Origin of the sequence: Nocardioides sp. NPDC057767 (assembly GCF_042798275.1) — a bacterium.
GTDB lineage: Bacteria > Actinomycetota > Actinomycetes > Propionibacteriales > Nocardioidaceae > Nocardioides.
The window spans coordinates 95,470-111,035 of sequence record NZ_JBHVKJ010000003.1 but is presented as its reverse complement, the minus strand read 5'-3'; the positions used below and the strand labels follow the sequence as shown (position 1 = coordinate 111,035).

The 15,566-nt window shown below is 70.5% G+C and carries 18 protein-coding genes; 8 read left to right on the top strand and 10 right to left on the bottom strand.

All coding sequences use genetic code 11. From position 1 onward, the window contains the following. The first annotated feature begins 2 nt into the window (after positions 1 to 2). On the top strand, positions 3 to 578 hold the full coding sequence (locus ACFVDI_RS02885; protein ID WP_378900208.1) for a VanZ family protein: 576 nt from the start codon (positions 3 to 5) through the stop codon (positions 576 to 578). A 39-nt stretch (positions 579 to 617) separates the two neighbouring features. On the opposite strand, the gene ACFVDI_RS02880 is transcribed toward ACFVDI_RS02885, so the two are convergent. Then, positions 618 to 1,100, bottom strand: a complete 483-nt coding sequence (locus ACFVDI_RS02880; RefSeq protein ID WP_378900205.1) for a DUF6194 family protein — start codon at positions 1,098 to 1,100, stop codon at positions 618 to 620. Positions 1,101 to 1,139: 39 nt separating this feature from the next. Here ACFVDI_RS02880 and ACFVDI_RS02875 point away from each other — a divergent pair, with 39 nt between their 5' ends. Continuing rightward, the gene (locus tag ACFVDI_RS02875) at positions 1,140 to 1,913 is read left to right on the top strand and encodes a MerR family transcriptional regulator (RefSeq protein ID WP_378900202.1); all 774 of its coding nucleotides are present in this window, start codon (positions 1,140 to 1,142) and stop codon (positions 1,911 to 1,913) included. Here ACFVDI_RS02875 and murF read toward each other — a convergent pair. Further along, the gene (gene murF, locus ACFVDI_RS02870) at positions 1,863 to 3,212 is read right to left on the bottom strand and encodes a UDP-N-acetylmuramoyl-tripeptide--D-alanyl-D-alanine ligase (RefSeq protein WP_378900199.1); all 1,350 of its coding nucleotides are present in this window, start codon (positions 3,210 to 3,212) and stop codon (positions 1,863 to 1,865) included. The genes ACFVDI_RS02875 and murF overlap by 51 nt on opposite strands. Before the next feature lie 150 nt (positions 3,213 to 3,362). Here murF and ACFVDI_RS02865 point away from each other — a divergent pair, with 150 nt between their 5' ends. The 3 genes from ACFVDI_RS02865 to vanX are packed head-to-tail and all read left to right on the top strand — an operon-like array spanning position 3,363 to position 6,068. Further along, positions 3,363 to 4,400 (top strand): D-isomer specific 2-hydroxyacid dehydrogenase family protein, encoded by a 1,038-nt coding sequence (locus ACFVDI_RS02865; RefSeq protein WP_378900196.1) that lies wholly within the window; start codon positions 3,363 to 3,365, stop codon positions 4,398 to 4,400. Beyond that, entirely contained in the window at positions 4,393 to 5,457 is a 1,065-nt protein-coding gene (gene vanA, locus ACFVDI_RS02860) for a D-alanine--(R)-lactate ligase (RefSeq protein ID WP_378900193.1), read from the top strand. The genes ACFVDI_RS02865 and vanA overlap by 8 nt, the downstream gene beginning before the upstream one ends. Then, positions 5,454 to 6,068, top strand: coding sequence for a D-Ala-D-Ala dipeptidase VanX (vanX, locus tag ACFVDI_RS02855; protein WP_378900190.1), 615 nt, complete (start codon positions 5,454 to 5,456; stop codon positions 6,066 to 6,068). Before vanA ends, vanX begins: the two co-directional genes overlap by 4 nt. Here vanX and ACFVDI_RS02850 read toward each other — a convergent pair. After that, on the bottom strand, positions 6,044 to 6,910 hold the full coding sequence (locus ACFVDI_RS02850; RefSeq protein WP_378900187.1) for a CHAD domain-containing protein: 867 nt from the start codon (positions 6,908 to 6,910) through the stop codon (positions 6,044 to 6,046). The genes vanX and ACFVDI_RS02850 overlap by 25 nt on opposite strands. 10 nt (positions 6,911 to 6,920) lie before the next feature. Next, a complete protein-coding gene (locus tag ACFVDI_RS02845; protein ID WP_378900184.1) occupies positions 6,921 to 7,916 on the bottom strand; it encodes a hypothetical protein in 996 nt (331 codons plus the stop codon). A gap of 112 nt (positions 7,917 to 8,028) precedes the next feature. Between ACFVDI_RS02845 and ACFVDI_RS02840 the strand changes: the two genes are divergently transcribed. Next, positions 8,029 to 8,667: a TetR/AcrR family transcriptional regulator gene (locus ACFVDI_RS02840; RefSeq protein ID WP_378900181.1), complete on the top strand. Its 639-nt coding sequence runs from the start codon at positions 8,029 to 8,031 to the stop codon at positions 8,665 to 8,667. Here ACFVDI_RS02840 and ACFVDI_RS02835 read toward each other — a convergent pair. The 6 genes from ACFVDI_RS02835 to ACFVDI_RS02810 form a co-directional block, all read right to left on the bottom strand. Beyond that, positions 8,631 to 9,137, bottom strand: a complete 507-nt coding sequence (locus tag ACFVDI_RS02835) for a hypothetical protein (protein ID WP_378900178.1) — start codon at positions 9,135 to 9,137, stop codon at positions 8,631 to 8,633. The two genes, ACFVDI_RS02840 and ACFVDI_RS02835, sit on opposite strands and share 37 nt — an antisense overlap. Next, positions 9,134 to 9,994 carry a dihydropteroate synthase gene (folP, locus tag ACFVDI_RS02830; protein WP_378900175.1) on the bottom strand — a complete coding sequence of 287 codons (861 nt, stop codon included), beginning with the start codon at positions 9,992 to 9,994 and terminating at the stop codon, positions 9,134 to 9,136. The genes ACFVDI_RS02835 and folP overlap by 4 nt, the downstream gene beginning before the upstream one ends. Further along, on the bottom strand, positions 9,994 to 10,911 hold the full coding sequence (locus tag ACFVDI_RS02825; protein ID WP_378900172.1) for a glucosyl-3-phosphoglycerate synthase: 918 nt from the start codon (positions 10,909 to 10,911) through the stop codon (positions 9,994 to 9,996). The genes folP and ACFVDI_RS02825 overlap by 1 nt, the downstream gene beginning before the upstream one ends. Positions 10,912 to 10,977: 66 nt before the next feature. Beyond that, positions 10,978 to 11,490 carry a DUF3830 family protein gene (locus ACFVDI_RS02820; RefSeq protein WP_378900169.1) on the bottom strand — a complete coding sequence of 171 codons (513 nt, stop codon included), beginning with the start codon at positions 11,488 to 11,490 and terminating at the stop codon, positions 10,978 to 10,980. Beyond that, positions 11,487 to 12,908, bottom strand: coding sequence for an amidase (locus tag ACFVDI_RS02815; protein ID WP_378900166.1), 1,422 nt, complete (start codon positions 12,906 to 12,908; stop codon positions 11,487 to 11,489). Before ACFVDI_RS02815 ends, ACFVDI_RS02820 begins: the two co-directional genes overlap by 4 nt. Next, positions 12,905 to 13,900, bottom strand: a complete 996-nt coding sequence (locus ACFVDI_RS02810) for a D-2-hydroxyacid dehydrogenase (protein ID WP_378900163.1) — start codon at positions 13,898 to 13,900, stop codon at positions 12,905 to 12,907. Before ACFVDI_RS02810 ends, ACFVDI_RS02815 begins: the two co-directional genes overlap by 4 nt. 95 nt (positions 13,901 to 13,995) lie before the next feature. Here ACFVDI_RS02810 and ACFVDI_RS02805 point away from each other — a divergent pair, with 95 nt between their 5' ends. After that, on the top strand, positions 13,996 to 14,706 hold the full coding sequence (locus tag ACFVDI_RS02805; RefSeq protein WP_378900160.1) for an Asp/Glu/hydantoin racemase: 711 nt from the start codon (positions 13,996 to 13,998) through the stop codon (positions 14,704 to 14,706). Next, the gene (locus ACFVDI_RS02800) at positions 14,703 to 15,422 is read left to right on the top strand and encodes a maleate cis-trans isomerase (protein ID WP_378900157.1); all 720 of its coding nucleotides are present in this window, start codon (positions 14,703 to 14,705) and stop codon (positions 15,420 to 15,422) included. Before ACFVDI_RS02805 ends, ACFVDI_RS02800 begins: the two co-directional genes overlap by 4 nt. The last annotated feature ends 144 nt before the right edge of the window (positions 15,423 to 15,566 follow it).

The window sequence follows — 15,566 nt, the reverse complement described above, 5'->3', positions numbered from 1 at the left end:
GGATGATCGTGAACGAATCAGGCTCGCTGACCGAGACGGGGGTCGTCGTCCTGACGATGCTGGCTCTTCCGGTGGCCGTGCTGGCCGTGCCGGTGCTCGCGGTGCTACGCCGGGCACTCGGGGTGGCTTGGCCGCGGGCATGGCGCCACTCGCTGGCGGAGGTCGCCATCGTCTACGGCACCGTGCCGGGGGTGCTGCTGACCCTGTTGCCCGGCAACAACGGCATCCTGTCGGGCAACGTGAGCCTGGTTCCCTTCGAGGACATGGCGACGATGGGCCCGATCGGGCTGATCGGCAACCTGCTGATCTTCGCCGCGCTGGGCTTCTTCGGCCCCATCCGCTTCCCGGCGCTCCGCTCGGTGTGGCGGGTCCTGGTCCTGGCCGGCGCGGCGTCGGTGTCCATCGAGGTGATGCAGCACCTGTTGCCACTCGGCCGCGTCTCCTCGGTCGACGACGTCATCCTCAACGCCGGAGGCGCCACCGCCGCCGCGATCCTGTCGTGGCCGTGGTGGCGCCGCCGGCGCTCCTCGCCCCCGCCGAGCCCGGCTCCCAGCAAGGAGCTGGTGCGGTCCGTGTGACCGCCACCAGGCAGCCATGCCTTCGGCCGAGCGGGGGCGTCACGACGGAGATTCCCCCTCTCGACCGTTGCGGCGCTCCGTACGGCGCTCGGCATCCTCGTGCGCTCGGCGAAGGAGCTGGGCTACCAGCTCTCGTGTGCCGGCGGCGGGGTCGACGATCGACACCCAGCCCTGTGCCCGGTACAGCGGGTGCGGAAGCACCGTGTCGGTGAGCGTGTAGTCCTGGGGCGCCGCCTCGGCCCGAGGATGCTCGCCGACGAGCTCGATGAAGGCGTCCGTCCCGACGTGGATGTTCAGCCGCCAGCGATCGGGACGGTCGAGGTCGCACAGGGTGTCGTCAGGGTAGTTCTTCGTCACGATGGTGGCGTACGGCTGCTCGCGCTGAGGCACCCGGCCGTCGGGGGCGAAGTAGAAGAAGTGGTCGCCCCAGGCGATCTCCGGGAATCCGCTGCCCTCGGTGGGCGCGAGTTCGAGGACGCCGTCGAAAGCTCGGATCGTCTGAAGGATGTCATCCATACTCATGGTTCAAGTGTGAGCTTGAAGTGCTAATGGAGGGTTCTGGTGAACAGCGCGACCGAATCGCCCCGACCGATGAACACCGCCGCCGTCGCGGCAGCGTCCGGATACTCGGTGCAGCAGGTGCGCGACCTGGAGGCGCAGGGCGTGATCCCGGCGGCGACCAGGTCGGCCAACGGCTATCGACAGTTCTCCGCCGCGCATGTCAGCGCACTTCGTGCGTACCGCGGTCTCGCGGAGGCGATAGGGCCGGTCGACGCCCGCACCGCGATGCGGGACCTCCGCACCGTGCCGGCCGGGCAGGGGGCAGCGTTGATCTGCGGGTTCCACGCGAGGCTCGACGACGAGCGCGCGCAGGCGCTCGCGGCCCGTCACGCTCTGGAGTCCATCCGTTCCGAGGCGAGGACCGATGCGAAGCCGGTCGAGAGCGACTCGATGACCATCACGGAGCTGTCCCAGGCCCTCGGCGTCAGGGCATCGACGCTCCGCTTCTGGGAGAAGTCTGGTCTGGTGGCCCCCGAACGGGTCCCGACGCGGGCAGGCACCGCGCGCCGCTACCCGCTCACTGCCATCCGCGAAGCACGCATCACCGCTGCCCTTCGAGCAGGTGGCTACCGCATCCCGGAGGTACAGAAGGCGATCGCCGCGGTCCGAGAGCTCGACGAGGTGAGCCACACGATCACAGCCCTCGAGGCGCGACTCGCGACCATCGCACGGCGCACGCTCGCCCTCCTCCGGGCCGGAACCCTGCTGGCGGGGATCATCGAGTCAGCCCACGACGAGCGCCGCGGCGACCTGGTCGAGGCGGGCTCCGCGTGAGGCCTTGACGAGCACGACGTCGCCGGGCGCGAGGTGGCTTCGCAGCCAGTCGATCGCGGCGGCGTTGTCGGGCAGCGCCACCGCCTTCATTCCCGCCCCGTCCGCGATGACGGCGGCGGCCTCGCCGATGGTCACGACCAGGTCGGCCCGGGTGGCTGCGTACGTCCCGATCTCGTGGTGCGCGTCACGGCTGATCTCACCGAGCTCGAGCATCTCGCCGAGGACGGCGATGCGGCGTCTGGCCTCGATCGAGGCGAGGGCGTCGAGGCCGGCGCGGGTCGACTCGGGGTTGGCGTTGTAGGAGTCGTCGATCAGGGTCGCGCCGTTGGACAGGGCACGCAGCTCCATGCGCCACTTCGAGATCGACGCGGTGTCGAGCGCGGTCGCGGTCTGGCCGAGCCGGACGCCGGCGGCCAGCCCCGCCGCCGCGGCGGCCGCGGCATTGAGCGCCCAGTGGGCGCCGACGAACGGGAGCGTGACGACGACCGTGGTGCCGTCGTTCCGGAGTCTGAACGAGGGTCGGCCGAGCCGGTCCAGGGCCAGGTCCCGCACGCGTACGTCCGCCCGCTCCCCGGCCCCGAACGTGAGCACCGGGCCGGCGGTGAGGTCACTCATCGCGAGCACCCGCGGGTCGTCGGCATGGAGCACGGCCGTCCCGCCGGTGGCCATCCCGCGCACCAGCTCGCTCTTGGCGACGGCGATCGCCTCGCGCGACCCGAACTCGCCCAGGTGGGCCCGGCCGACGTTGGTCACCACGGCGATGTCGGGAGCGACCAGGCCGGTCAGCTCGGCGATGTCGCCGATGTGCCGGGCACCCATCTCGAGCACCAGGAACCTCGTCGTGGCGTCGGCGCGCAGCATCGTGAGCGGTACGCCGAGCTCGTTGTTGAACGAGCCGGAGGTCGCGACGGTCGGTGCCGCGCTCGACAGCACCGCCTCGATCATGTCCTTGGTGCTGGTCTTGCCCTGGGAGCCGGTGATCGCGACCACGGTGAGCTGATCACGCAACAGGGCCACGACGTGAGCGGCCAGTCGTTGCAGCGCGGCCTGCGCGTCGTCGACCACGACCGTCGGCAGCGCCGTCGGTCGCGACCCGAGGACAGCGACGGCGCCGGCCTCGGCGGCCTGTGGTGCGTACTCGTGGCCGTCGGCGTGCTCGCCCGCGAACGCGACGAAGAGGCCGCCCGGGTCGGCCTCGCGACCGTCGATCACGGCCGGGGCGCTCACCGTCACCGAGCCGTCGCCGATGACCTTCCCGCCGACCAACGAGGCGATTTCGTCCAAGCTGAGGGGAATCATCTCCTCAGTGTTGGAAATCCCATGTTGTCGGCGCGTATCCGCTGATCGATATGCGCACGATAACTCCGCCCGACCTCGTGCTCCACCTATCGTCGGCATATCGGAAACTCCATACGGAGCCGCAACCGCTCATTCGGTTTGCTGGCCTCGATGATCTACCACGAGCCGACCCTGACGGCGCCGACAGAGCCGACGGCGCACACCGCCGTCCCGACGACCTTCGGGATCACGGTCTACGGCTGCGCCCCTGATGAGGGCCGCCTTTTCGACTCCCTGGCGCCCGCCCACGGCGTCTCGCTGACCACCACCACCGAGCCGGTCGACGAGGACAACGTCGACCTCGCCCGCGGCCGCCGGTGCATCAGCGTCAGCCACAAGTCGCCGATATCGAACGAGACCCTTCTCGCTCTCCAAAAGCTCGGGGTCCGGTATATCTCGACGCGAAGCGTCGGTTTCAACCACGTCGATGTCGACTTCGCCGCGAGTATCGGGATAACCGTCGGAAACGTCTCCTATTCACCCGACTCGGTCGCCGACTACACCCTGATGCTGATGCTCATGGCAGTGCGCCAGGCGAAGGCGATGGTCCGGCGCACGGACGCGCACGACTATCGCCCGACGACCACACGCGGGCGCGAGCTGCGCGACCTGACCGTCGGTGTCGTCGGCACCGGGCGGATCGGCGCGGCGGTCGTCGACCGGCTGCGCGGCTTCGGCTGCGACGTGTTCGCCCACGACATCCGGCCCCGGCCCGCCGTCGACGGGGTCGAGCACGTCGACCTGGACACCCTGGTCGAGCGCAGCGACGTCGTCACGCTCCACGCGCCGCTCAGCGTGGAGTCGCACCATCTGCTCGACCGGCGCCGCATCGACCGGATGCGGCCGGGTGCGTACGTCGTCAACACCGGTCGCGGCGGCCTCATCGAGACGGCGGCGCTCGTCGCGGCGCTCGAGGAAGGCCGGCTGGGTGGCGCCGCCCTGGATGTCATCGAGGGCGAGGAGGGCATCTTCTACGCCGACCTCCGCGGCCGCGAGATCCCCAACGGCTGGCTGGCCCGGCTCCAGGAGATGCCGAACGTGCTGGTCAGCCCCCACATCGCCTACTTCACCGACCACGCCCTGATGGACACGGTCGAGAACTCCATCGTGAACTGTCGAGAATTCGAAAGCAGGTTTCCGCATGTCTAAGGTCAAGGTCGGCATCATCTTCGGTGGCGTCTTCGAGGAGCACCCCGTCTCGGTGAAGTCGGCGCAGGAGGTCGCCAGGCACCTCGACACCGACACGTACGAGGCCTACTGGATCGGCATCACCAAGAGCGGCGACTGGCGCCTGTGCGACGGGCCCGAGGCCAGCTGGGAGGACGGCGCCCACCGCCCGGTGGTGCTCTCCCCCGACCGCAGCGTCCACGGGCTGCTGGTCCTCGACCAGGACGACCGCGGCGGCAGCTACGAGACCATCCGGCTCGACGTCGTGCTCCCGGTCCTGCACGGCAAGCTCGGCGAGGACGGCGCGCCCCAGGGCCTCTTCGAGCTCTCCGGGATTCCCTACGTCGGCTGCGACGTGCAGAGCTCGGCGCTGTGCATGGACAAGTCGCTGGCCTACACGGTCGTCGCCGCGGCCGGTATCGCGACGCCGACGTGCTGGACGCTGTTCCCCGGCGACACCGTGCAGACTGTTGGCGATCCCGGCGTACTCCCCTACCCGGTCTTCGTGAAGCCGGCCCGCTCCGGGTCGTCGTTCGGGGTCAGCAAGGTGACCTCGGCCGCGGAGCTGGATGAGGCGGTGGCGACCGCGAGGCAGTACGACGAGAAGGTGCTCATCGAGGAGGGAGTCGTGGGCGAGGAGATCGGCTGCGCGGTTCTCGGCAACGGCGCAGAGCTGATCACCGGGGAGGTCGACCACGTCGTGCTCTCGCACGGCTTCTTCAAGATCCACCAGGAGGACGCCCCCGAGACCGGCTCGGAGAACGCGACATTCATCGTGCCCGCCGACATCCCGACCGAGGCGCGGGAGCTGGTCAAGACCGAGGCGCAGCGGGTCTACCGCGCGTTGGGTTGCCGCGGTCTGGCGCGGGTCGACATGTTCCTGAAGGCCGACGGCACCGTGGTCCTCAACGAGGTCAACACCCTGCCCGGGCTCACCTCCTACAGCCGCTACCCGCGGATGATGGCGGCGGCCGGGATCTCGATGACCGAGCTCCTCGACCGCGCGATCGCCCTCGCGCTGGAGGAGACGGCACGATGAGGGAGGGCTTCGCCTTCGTCGACGAGCTGGTGCCGGGCATCCGCTGGGACAGCAAGTACGCCACCTGGGACAACTTCACCGGCAAGCCGGTGGACGGCTACCTGGTCAACCGCATCGTCGGGACCCGCGAGCTGTGCGCCGCGCTCGCTGAGGCGCGGGACAAGGCCGCGGCCCTCGGCTTCGGGATCCTGCTATGGGACGGCTACCGCCCCCAGCGCGCCGTCGATGCGTTCCTGCGCTGGGCCGAGGAACCCGCTCCGGCCGACGACGAGCGCAGACGCATCCACTACCCCGCGATCACCCGTCCGGAGATGTTCGAGAAGGGGTACGTCGCCACGAAGTCCGGCCACAGCCGCGGCAGCACCGTCGACCTGACCCTCTTCTCCCTGGCCACCGGCGCGCTGCTCGACATGGGCGGAGACCACGACCTGATGGACGAGGTCTCCCACCACGGCGCGGCCGGCGTCGCGGAGGTCGCGGCACGCAACCGGTCGCACCTGTGCTCGGTGATGGAGTCGTGCGGATTCAGCCGCTACCAGTACGAGTGGTGGCACTACTCGCTGCTCGCGGAGCCCTACCCGGAGACCTACTTCGACTTCCCGGTCGGCTGATCCAGCCAGCCAATGACCTTCGAGCGGTTCGCCTTCTTCCAGACGGGGGCGAACCGCTTCTCGGCGTCGTCGGCCGCGGTCATCTCCGCATGGAGGAGCAGGTGGAGGGTGTCGTCGAGCTCCGGGAGCTCCTCGATCGCCCGGATCGTGACCACGGAGTCGTTGAGATCACCGAGGGTCGACTGGATCGACCTGGTGGCATCGGCGAGGCGCTCGGCGTCCTTGCCGAAGACCTCTCGCAGCGACTCGGCGGCATAGCGGGTGCGCTTGGCCTTCTTGCGGGCCTCGTGGAGCTGCAGGCGTCGTTCGCCGGGATCAGCGGCGCACTCGGCGGCCTCGACCGCGGACTCCAGACGCCGCCAGCTCTTGCGGACGCGCTTGCGCAGCCTCTTCTTGCCCGGGGTGCCGTCCGACCAGGGAAAGCCGTCGGTCGCGGCCAGCGCCGCGACGAGTGTGCGGTAGCGCTCGCCGTCCAGCTCCGGCAGGAGCCGGGCTCGCCCGACGGCCTGGCGCTCGGCCAGGGCAGCCCGGAGCGCGTCGACACCGGATGGTGCCGGACCGTGCTCGGCCGCCCAGCGGCGGATCCGTTTGCGGAGCACTTCGGCGTCGCGTACGTCTCCGAGGAGGGCACCCAGCCACTTCAGCTCGTCGCGGAGCGGCTCGGTCTGCTCCGGGTCGAGGAACGGGCGGTAGGTCGCCAGGACGCTGCGCATCCTGCGTACGGTCACACGCATCTGGTGGACCGAGTCCTCCTCGTCACGCAGCACGAGCCGGCCCCAGCGGTGGAGCGCGGCCACCTGGTCGCGCCACCACTCGCCGACCGGCTCGTGTGGATGACTCATCTCTCCATTACTACCGTGCCACGGCGTCCAGGTCACGCTCGGTCGGCTGGGTGCTCTCGGCCTCGGCGCTGCCCTTCTCGCGGTGCGGGAGCACGGTCAGGAGCAGGCCGACCCCGGCCCAGGAGGCCAGGACGATCAGCGGCGTGGTGGTGCCGGCGCCGTCGAAGAAGGAGAAGCCGCGCAGCGCCGACCCGGCCGCCCCCGGGGGCATCAGCTGACCGAGCCAGCCGAACGGCACCATCTCCGGCGCGGAGGTGATCCCGGAGAGCGGGTTGCCGACCAGCAGGATGAGCAGCGCGACGATGCCGACGCCCGCGGTGCCGATGAGGTGGCGCAGCCCGACGATCGGGAGCGCCACGGCGAGGATGCCGAGGGCGACGACACCGGCGTTGGCCAGGTAGCTGCCCTCCAGGGCGCCGAGCCAGCCCTGGACCACGCCGGTCATCGCGAGACCGCCACCGATCGCGATCAGGAAGGCGGCCGCGACCCGGTCACGGGTGCGGGTCAGCACCAGAGAGGTGATGGCGCCGGCCATGATGCCGCCGATCACCAGCGGCAGTGCCGAGGCACCGAAGACGACGCCGCGCGGGTCGTCCTCCGCGCTGGCCACGACATCGGTCACCTGGGGCGGGGTGCCGGTCTCGGCACCCATGGCGGTGGCCATCTGGGTGAGCTGCTGGGCCACGTTGGCGCTGGCGGCCGAGGCGACCAGTATCTCCTGGCCCGCGGGACCGACGACGATCGCGCCGTACGCCTCGCGGTCCTCGATCGCGTCCACCGCTCCCTCACGGTCGGCGACGGCGGTGATCTCGAAGGCGTCCGCCCCCGCGTTGGCGGCGAGCTGGGTCTCGATCTGGGTGACCGCGGCCTCGGGGCCGGCGACGACCAACGGCAGGGATCTCGGCTCGAGCTCGCTGGTGGGCCAGGCGAACGCGGAGATGAGCAGCGTGAGCAAGGTGACCAGACCGAGGCTGACCCCGATCACGGCTTTCACTGACTTGGACATATGGGCTCCCTCTCAAAAAACGAATGTTCATTCTCTTTGAGGAACACTCTCCTCCGCCTCGCCGGATTTATCAAGAATGAATGTTCGTTTTCTTTTGAGGTATGCTTTCGCCATGCCGAAGATCAGCGAGGAGCACCGTGCCGAGAAGCGCCAGCAGATCATCGCGGCGACGCTGCGCTGCGTGGAGCGTGACGGCTTCCACAAGACGACGATGGCCGCGGTCGTCAAGGAGTCCGGCCTGTCCGCAGGCTCGGTCTACACCTACTTCCGCGGCAAGAGCGACATCATCCGCGCGATCGCCGAGTCAGGTCTGACGACCATCGCAGAGGCGATCACCCGGTTCACCCCCGATCCGGCCTCAGGCGCGGCCGCTCCCCCGCCGGAAGTGGCGATCGAGGCCGCGACCCAGCACCTCCTCGACCTCTCCGCGGAGCTCGGCGTCGATCTCCCCAAGATCGCCCTGCAGACCTGGGCCGAGGCAGCTCGCGACCCCGAGGTCCGTGAGCTGATGGCGCCCGAGGCCCGGCGGATCCGCGCCGCCTGGCGCACCTACGCCGAGGCCGCCATCGAGGCCGGTCGCTTCCGCCCGGACGCCGACCCCGAGCGCATCGCCATGGTCCTCACCGGCCTGCTGCCCGGCTTCATCCTGCAGCGGCTCATGCTGGGCGACGTGACCCCGAAGGTCTACGCGGCCGGTCTCACCGACCTGATGGACTACCCGGCCCGAGCCGCCCAGCGGGCCACCCAGTAGCGCACCCCGTAGGGGTCGTCGTCGTAGTCGACGGCCACCGTCCCGACGCCACGCAGCAGGCCGGCCGCCTCCACGATCGGGCCGACGTCGGCCCACAGCTCCTCGGCCAGGTCGAGATCGAGCGCGCCGAGCGCCTCCGGATCGGGTGTGGCCAACGCCTTGCCGAGCACGTCGTCGAAATCGGCGGCCCGTGGGTCGAGATGGCCGGGGGCCTTCTCGCTGCGGCGGGCCGAGCCGTTGCCGACGATGAGGTAGGCAGTCTCCTCGTCCGTCACCGGCACCGCACCGACCTCGGCCAGCAGGGCAGCGGCGATGCGGGCGCCCTGCGCACCGGCGATGACGCGTACGTCCTCACCCAGCCAGGCCACCGCTGCCAGGCAGGCGGAGCGGAGCTCGTCGACGGGGTCATCGATCGAGGCGTACTCCGGCAGCAGGGCCAGGCATCCCGGGACCAGCGCCACTCGCGTCACTGCAACCCCCTGATCGCTCGCGCCGGGCGGCGGCGCCCGGCGATCGTCCAGACCATGTCGACGGTCTGCCTGGTCTCGATGACCTGGTGGACCCGGTAGACGCGCGCCCCGGCCATCGCGCAGACCGAGGTCGCGGCCAGGGTGCCGAGGAGGCGCTCACCGACCGGCAGGTCGAGGGTCTCACCCACGAAGTCCTTGTTGGAGAGCGAGACCAGCACCGGCCAGCCGGTCTCGACCATCTCTCCCAGCCGGCGGGTGATCTCGAGGGAGTGGAAGGTGTTCTTCCCGAAGTCGTGGGCCGGGTCGATCACGATGGATTCCTTGGCGACGCCGGCATCCAGGGCGCGCTGGGCGTAGGCCAGGGTGTCGTCGATCGCCGAGCGCACCACGTCGTCGTACTCGATCCGGTAGGGCCTGGTCCGCGGTGTCACGCCCCCGGTGTGAGTGCAGACGATCGCGGCGCCGTGGGCGGCGGCGACGTCGACGAGCTCGGGGTCGGCACCACCCCAGGCGTCGTTGAGCAGATCGGCGCCGGCAGCGCACACCGCGTCGCCGACCTCGGCGCGCCAGGTGTCGACCGAGATCACCAGCGCCGGGAACTCCTCACGCACCCGGGCGACGAAGTCGACCACCCGGGCCTTCTCCTCCGCGACGTCGATCTCGGCCCCGGGGGCCGCCTTGATCCCGCCGATGTCGACGATCTCTGCACCCTGGGAGGCGACGAGACGTACGCGCTCGAAGGCCGCGTCCTCGGCCCAGGTCGCTCCCTTGTCGAAGAACGAGTCCGGGGTGCGGTTGACGATCGCCATCATCAGCGCGTCGTCATCACCGAAATCGTGTCGTCCGAGGCGCAGCATCAGGCGACCATACCGCCGCCCGAGCCGTCACTCAGCGGCGGCCGCTCCAGGAGGCTCACGCTTCGGTCGAGCACCTTCGTGGAGCCGTCGATCGGGATGTACTGCCGCATCTCGACGTCGTCGCCCGCCGGGCCGGTGCCGAGGCGACGCGACATCATGCCCACGATCTGGGTCGCCATCAGGCCGAGGTCGAAGAGATCCTGGTGGCTGTGGTCCCGCTGGCCGAGGTCGACCTGGGCGATCGCGTCCATCCCACGGGTGTCCAGGGTGTCGACGAGCGCGGCCAGCTCCACTCCGTAGCCGGTCGGGACCCGCAGCCGCTCGAACAGCGAGCGGCGGATCGACCACTCCCCCGCCAGCGGCTGGATCAGGTCGCGCAGCGGCCGGCGGTGCAGGGCCAGCAACGGGCGGGCGACGAGCTCGGTGACCCGGCCACCGTCGAGGCCGTGCTCTCCCGGGCGTCGGTAGAAGCCCTTGACCAGCTCGATCGTCGGATTGTTGACAAGGGGGCCGACCAGGCCGCGTACGAAATGGGTGTCCCACTCGGTCAGGTCGGCGTCCATGAAGACGATGAGCTCGCCGGTGGTCACGAACTGCGACTTCCACATCGCCTCGCCCTTGCCGGGGTAGGAGCCGAGATCGGGCCGGATCGCAGCCGAGGCGTAGACGTCGGCGCCCGCGTCCGAGGCGATCCGCGCGGTCTCGTCGGAGGAGTCGGAGTCGATGACGACGAGCTCGTCGACCAGGTCGGAGGTCTCCATCAGGCTCGTGCGCAGCGTGGTGACCAGGTCGCCGACGGTCGCGGCCTCGTTACGCGCCGGGACCACGAGGCTGACCCGCTGCCCCTGCTTCGCCTCGACGAGCTCGGCCAGCGACCAGTCGTCCCAGTGATGGGTGTTGCGCTCCAACCAAGACATGCCCAAACCCTATCGACGGAAACCCAGACACCTGACCGATACCCGATCCGTCCGGCTCGCAGCCGCCTAAGGGGTGTCCTCGTGCGAGCGCGCGAAGGTGAGGACCTCGTCGGTCGCGCCGTTCATCCAGACGTCCTGGCAGGCCTGCGCCATCTCCTCGAGACCGTCGACGATCGTGCCGAAGACGTTGCCCGGCACCCATCCCTGGTCGCCGTTGATGAGCAGGTTGTTGCGGCCGTAGAAGAGCGCGAGGTCGACGATCTCGGCCATCCCCCCGGGCCCACGGTCCTCCGGGTAGCCGTAGGACGGGTTGCCGAGGTCGTCGGAGGAGAACGCGAAGTAGCACAGGTCTCCCGGGATCGGGGTGACGGTCGTGTTCTCCTTGCCCGGCTCCTTCGCGGCGAAGGCGGGGACCAGGTGGTAGATCTCGTTGCGGGCGTACTTGCCGTGGAAGACCTGGCCGCTGAGCGGCAGCGCGTCCCACACGGCGCCCGCGGTGCGCGGCGCCTCCTCGTCGAGCAGCCGAGCGAGGCAGGAGACCCCTCGGCGTTCCAGGGTGACGGTGATGTAGCGGCTCATCGGTCTCCTCGCGGATTGTCGACAGGTCGGGCGAACAGCTCACCGCTGGCCCGCTCGTACGCCCGCGCCGCTCGCAGCACCCGGGCGTCGTCGTGGCGGGCGCCCACGATCTGGAGGCCGACCGGCAGCCCGGCGTCGGTGGTGCCGCACGGCACGCTCGCCGCCGGCTGCTGGGTCATGTTGAAGGGGTAGGTGTAGGGCGTCCAGCTCGGCCACCATTGCGATGGCCACCCCTGCGGCGCCTGCAGGCCCCGCTCGAAGGCGGTGATCGGCATGGTCGGGGTGACCAGCAGGTCGTACGTCTCGTGGAACCGCCCCATCAGCCGGCCCAGGTCCATCCGGACGGCGGTGGCATCGAGGTAGTCGGCCGCGGTGCCGCGGCCCTTGGTCTCGATGCCTTCGCGCAGCAGCGGGTCGATCCGGTCGACCGCGCCGGCCGGGTAGGCGTCGATGACCTTGGCCGCGCCGCAGAACCAGAGCACGTCGAAGGCCTCGACCGGGTCGGCGAAGCCTGGGTCGGCCTCCTCGACGAGGGCACCCTCGGACTCCAGGACGGCGGCCGCCGCGCGGACGAGGCGTTCGACCTCCGGGTCGTTCTTCACGTACCCGAGCGTGGGCGAGAACCCGATCCGCAGCCCCTCGACTCCCCCGTCCAGGCCGGCCAGGAAGGAGGCTGTGGGTGTCGGCATCGCGGACCAGTCGCGCGAGTCGAAGCCGGCGATCACGTCGAGCAGGGCCGCGGCGTCTCTCACCGTTCTGGTCATCGGGCCGGCGTGGGAAAGGGTGCCGAACGGGCTGGCCGGGTAGAGCGGCACCAGGCCGTAGGTCGGCTTGATCGTCACGGTGCCCGTGAAGGAGGCCGGGATCCTGACCGAGCCGCCGCCATCGGTGCCGAGCGCCCAGGGACCCATGCCGAGTCCGACCGCGGCGGCGGCGCCGCCGCTGGAGCCGCCCGAGGTGAGCCCGGGGTCCCAGGGATTGCCGGTCGAGCCGTGGCGGAGCGAGTCGGTGACGCCCTTCCAGGCGAACTCCGGAGTCGTCGTCTTCCCGGTGATCACGGCACCGGCCTCACGTAGCCGCGCGACCGCGGGCGCGTCCTCCGGCCAGGGCCCGGCCTCGTCGATGAGCCAGGTGCCGCGGATTGTCGGCAATCCGGTCGTCCACAGGATGTCCTTGACCGAGGTCGGTACGCCGTCGCCACCGCCGAGCGGACGCCCGGCACGCCACCGCTCGGTGGACGCGGCCGCCTGCGCCAGCGCCCCGTCCGCGTCGACACGGACGAACGCGTTCACCGCAGGGTCGCGCTCCTCGATCGTGTCGAGGACCGACCGGGTCGCGTCGAGCGGCGTGAAGGCACCCGTGCGGTAGCCGGCCACGAGCTCGGCAGCGGTCAGGGCGCTGAGGCCGGGCTCGGTCATGCCCGCTCCCCCTTCTCCGCGACGACGAAGCCGTGCTGCTTGTCGACGACGTTGAGCAACGGCTCACCGCTCAGCCAGCGCCCGGCGTTGTCGACGAACTGACGCGCCAGCGCCTCCCGCCAGCCTTCGTAGTCGCCGGACATGTGGGCCGAGACCGCGACTCCCGGCATGGCCCAGAGGGGGCTGTCGGGCGGGAGCGGCTCGACCTCGAAGACGTCGAGCGACGCCGCCTCGAGGGGGCCGTCCCGGAGCGCCGAGACGAGCGCTTCCTCGTCGACGATCGGCCCGCGACCGACGTTGACGAGGTGGCTGCCCGGTTTCATCGCAGCGAGTACGTCCTTGCTGATCAGACGCCGGGTCTCGGCGGTCAGGGGTGCCGTCACGACGACGTGGTCCGCCCAGCCGACATGGGCCGCCAGGTCGGCGCTCGCGACGACCTCGCCGAAGTCGGGATCGCCGCTGCGGGAGGTGCGGCCGGCGCCCCGTACGTCCATCCCGACCGCGCGCAGCAGCCGGGCCGTCTCACGGCCGATCGCGCCGGTGCCGACCACGAGCGCGGTCTCGGTGCTGAGCAGCCGGGTCTCGCGGCGATGCCAGGTGCGGGCGGTTTGCAGGTCGTGGCTGCGGTGGAGGTCCTTGACCACGGCCAGGATCGAGCCGAGCACGAACTCGGCCATCGCCCGGTCGAAGATGCCGCGCGCGTTGGTGACCACGACGTCGGATTCCACCAGCTCGGGGAAGAGCAGCTTGTCGACCCCAGCGGCGGCGACGTGGATCCAGCGCAACGAGTCGGCGCTCGGCCAGGCGTCGCTGACGGCCTCGGAGAAGTAGTCCCACAGCAGGAGCGCCTCGGCTCCGCGGAGCGCGTCGGCGAGACCGGCGGCATCGGTGTAGGTGACCTCGGCGGCGGCCTCGACGCTCTCCAGCCCGGCGGGTCTTCCGCCGTCAGGCGGACAGAGGATCGTGATCGCGGGGCGCCGGGACGTCTCCAAGAAAAATCCTCCGTCGCATCGACACACCTCCGCAACAATCCGAGACTACGCTAGGAGGGCAGTTTGCAGATTGTCAACAATCCTAGCGAGGTGCGATGTCCCCGACGGTACGCATCGCCGTGGTCGTTCCCCATGACATGGTGCTCGACCACGAGCTGTGGCGCTGGGCCCCGCCCGACACCAGCCTGCTCTTCACCCGGACGCCCTTCACCGACCGTGCGGTCACCCTGGAGATGGCCGAGGAGATCAGCGAGGCCGCGGTCGTCGAGCAGGCCGTGCGCGACCTGTCGGCCGCCGAGCCCCACGTCTACGTCTACGCCTGCACCTCCGGCAGCTTCGTCCACGGCCGACACGGCGAGCGCCGGCTGACCGCAGCGATGCGCAGGGTCGGTGGCGCCCCCGCGGTCACCACCTCCGGCGCCGTGCTGGAGTCGCTCGCCGCCCTGCACGTCTTGCGGGTCGCGGTCGCCACCCCCTACGACGCCACCCTCGCCGCACGGTTCGCCAGCTTCCTCGCCGAGGCCGGGATCGCCGTGGTGAGCGCGGGCGACCTCGGGCTGGGCCACCACATCTGGGAGGTTCCCTACGAGACCACGCTCGACCTGGTGCGAGCCGCCGACACCGACGCGGCCGAGGCGGTCGTCGTCTCCTGCACCAACCTGGCGACGTACGACATCATCGGCCGGCTCGAAGCAGAGCTCGGGAAACCGGTGATCTCCGCCAACCGGGCGACCATGGAAGCCGCGCTCCGGCTGCTCGGGCGCACCCCGCCGACCACCGAGCACCTGTGGGGGCACGCCTCATGACCCGGCCGCCGGTGATCGGGCTGCTCTATCCCGGCTACGCGGCCGAGGACGACTTCCCCGCGCTCGAGAACACGCTCGGTGGCACGATCTGGCTCCCGCTGGTCCACACCTCCATGGGTCGCGACGAGCACACCGTCGAGGCCCTGCTCGACACCGGCTCCGCGGCCAGGCTCGCCCAGGGCGCCGACGCGATCGCGGTCCACTCCCCCGACGCGGTGATGTGGGCGTGCACCTCCGGCAGCTTCGTCTACGGCCGGGACGGCGCCGCGGCCCAGGCGGCCGCGATCAGCGAGCGCTTGGGCGTACCCGCCTCGTCGACCTCGATCGCGTTCGTCGAGGCGGCCCGGGCGCTCGGGCTCGGGAAGGTCGCCGTCGCCGCCTCCTATCCCGAGGATCTGGCCCGACACTTCCGCACCTTCCTGGCGGCGGGTGGGATCGAGGTCGTCTCCTTCGGCGCCAGCGGGATCTTCACCGCCGTCGACGCAGGCCGCCTGGGCCCGGATGCGGTCCTGGAGATGACCGTGGCTGTCGACGTTCCCGAGGCCGAGGCCATCCTCGTACCCGACACCGCGCTGCACACGCTGACCTGCATCGATACGTTGGAGAAAGCCGTCGGGAAACCCGTGCTGACGGCCAACCAGGTGACCGTCTGGGAGGGCCTGCGACTCGCCGGGAGGCCTCGCCCCCTGCCACGACTCGGAGCACTGTTCGGGTAGCCTCGCGGCTTTATGTAAACCTCCCGCCCCACCCTGCGTCACCATCGCCGCGCCCTAGCCAGGGCGCACAGACAGCGCTAACGTGACGAGAATTGTTGACAAACCTACTGTCGACACTGCGGGTCAAAAGCGGTCCCCAGCCAT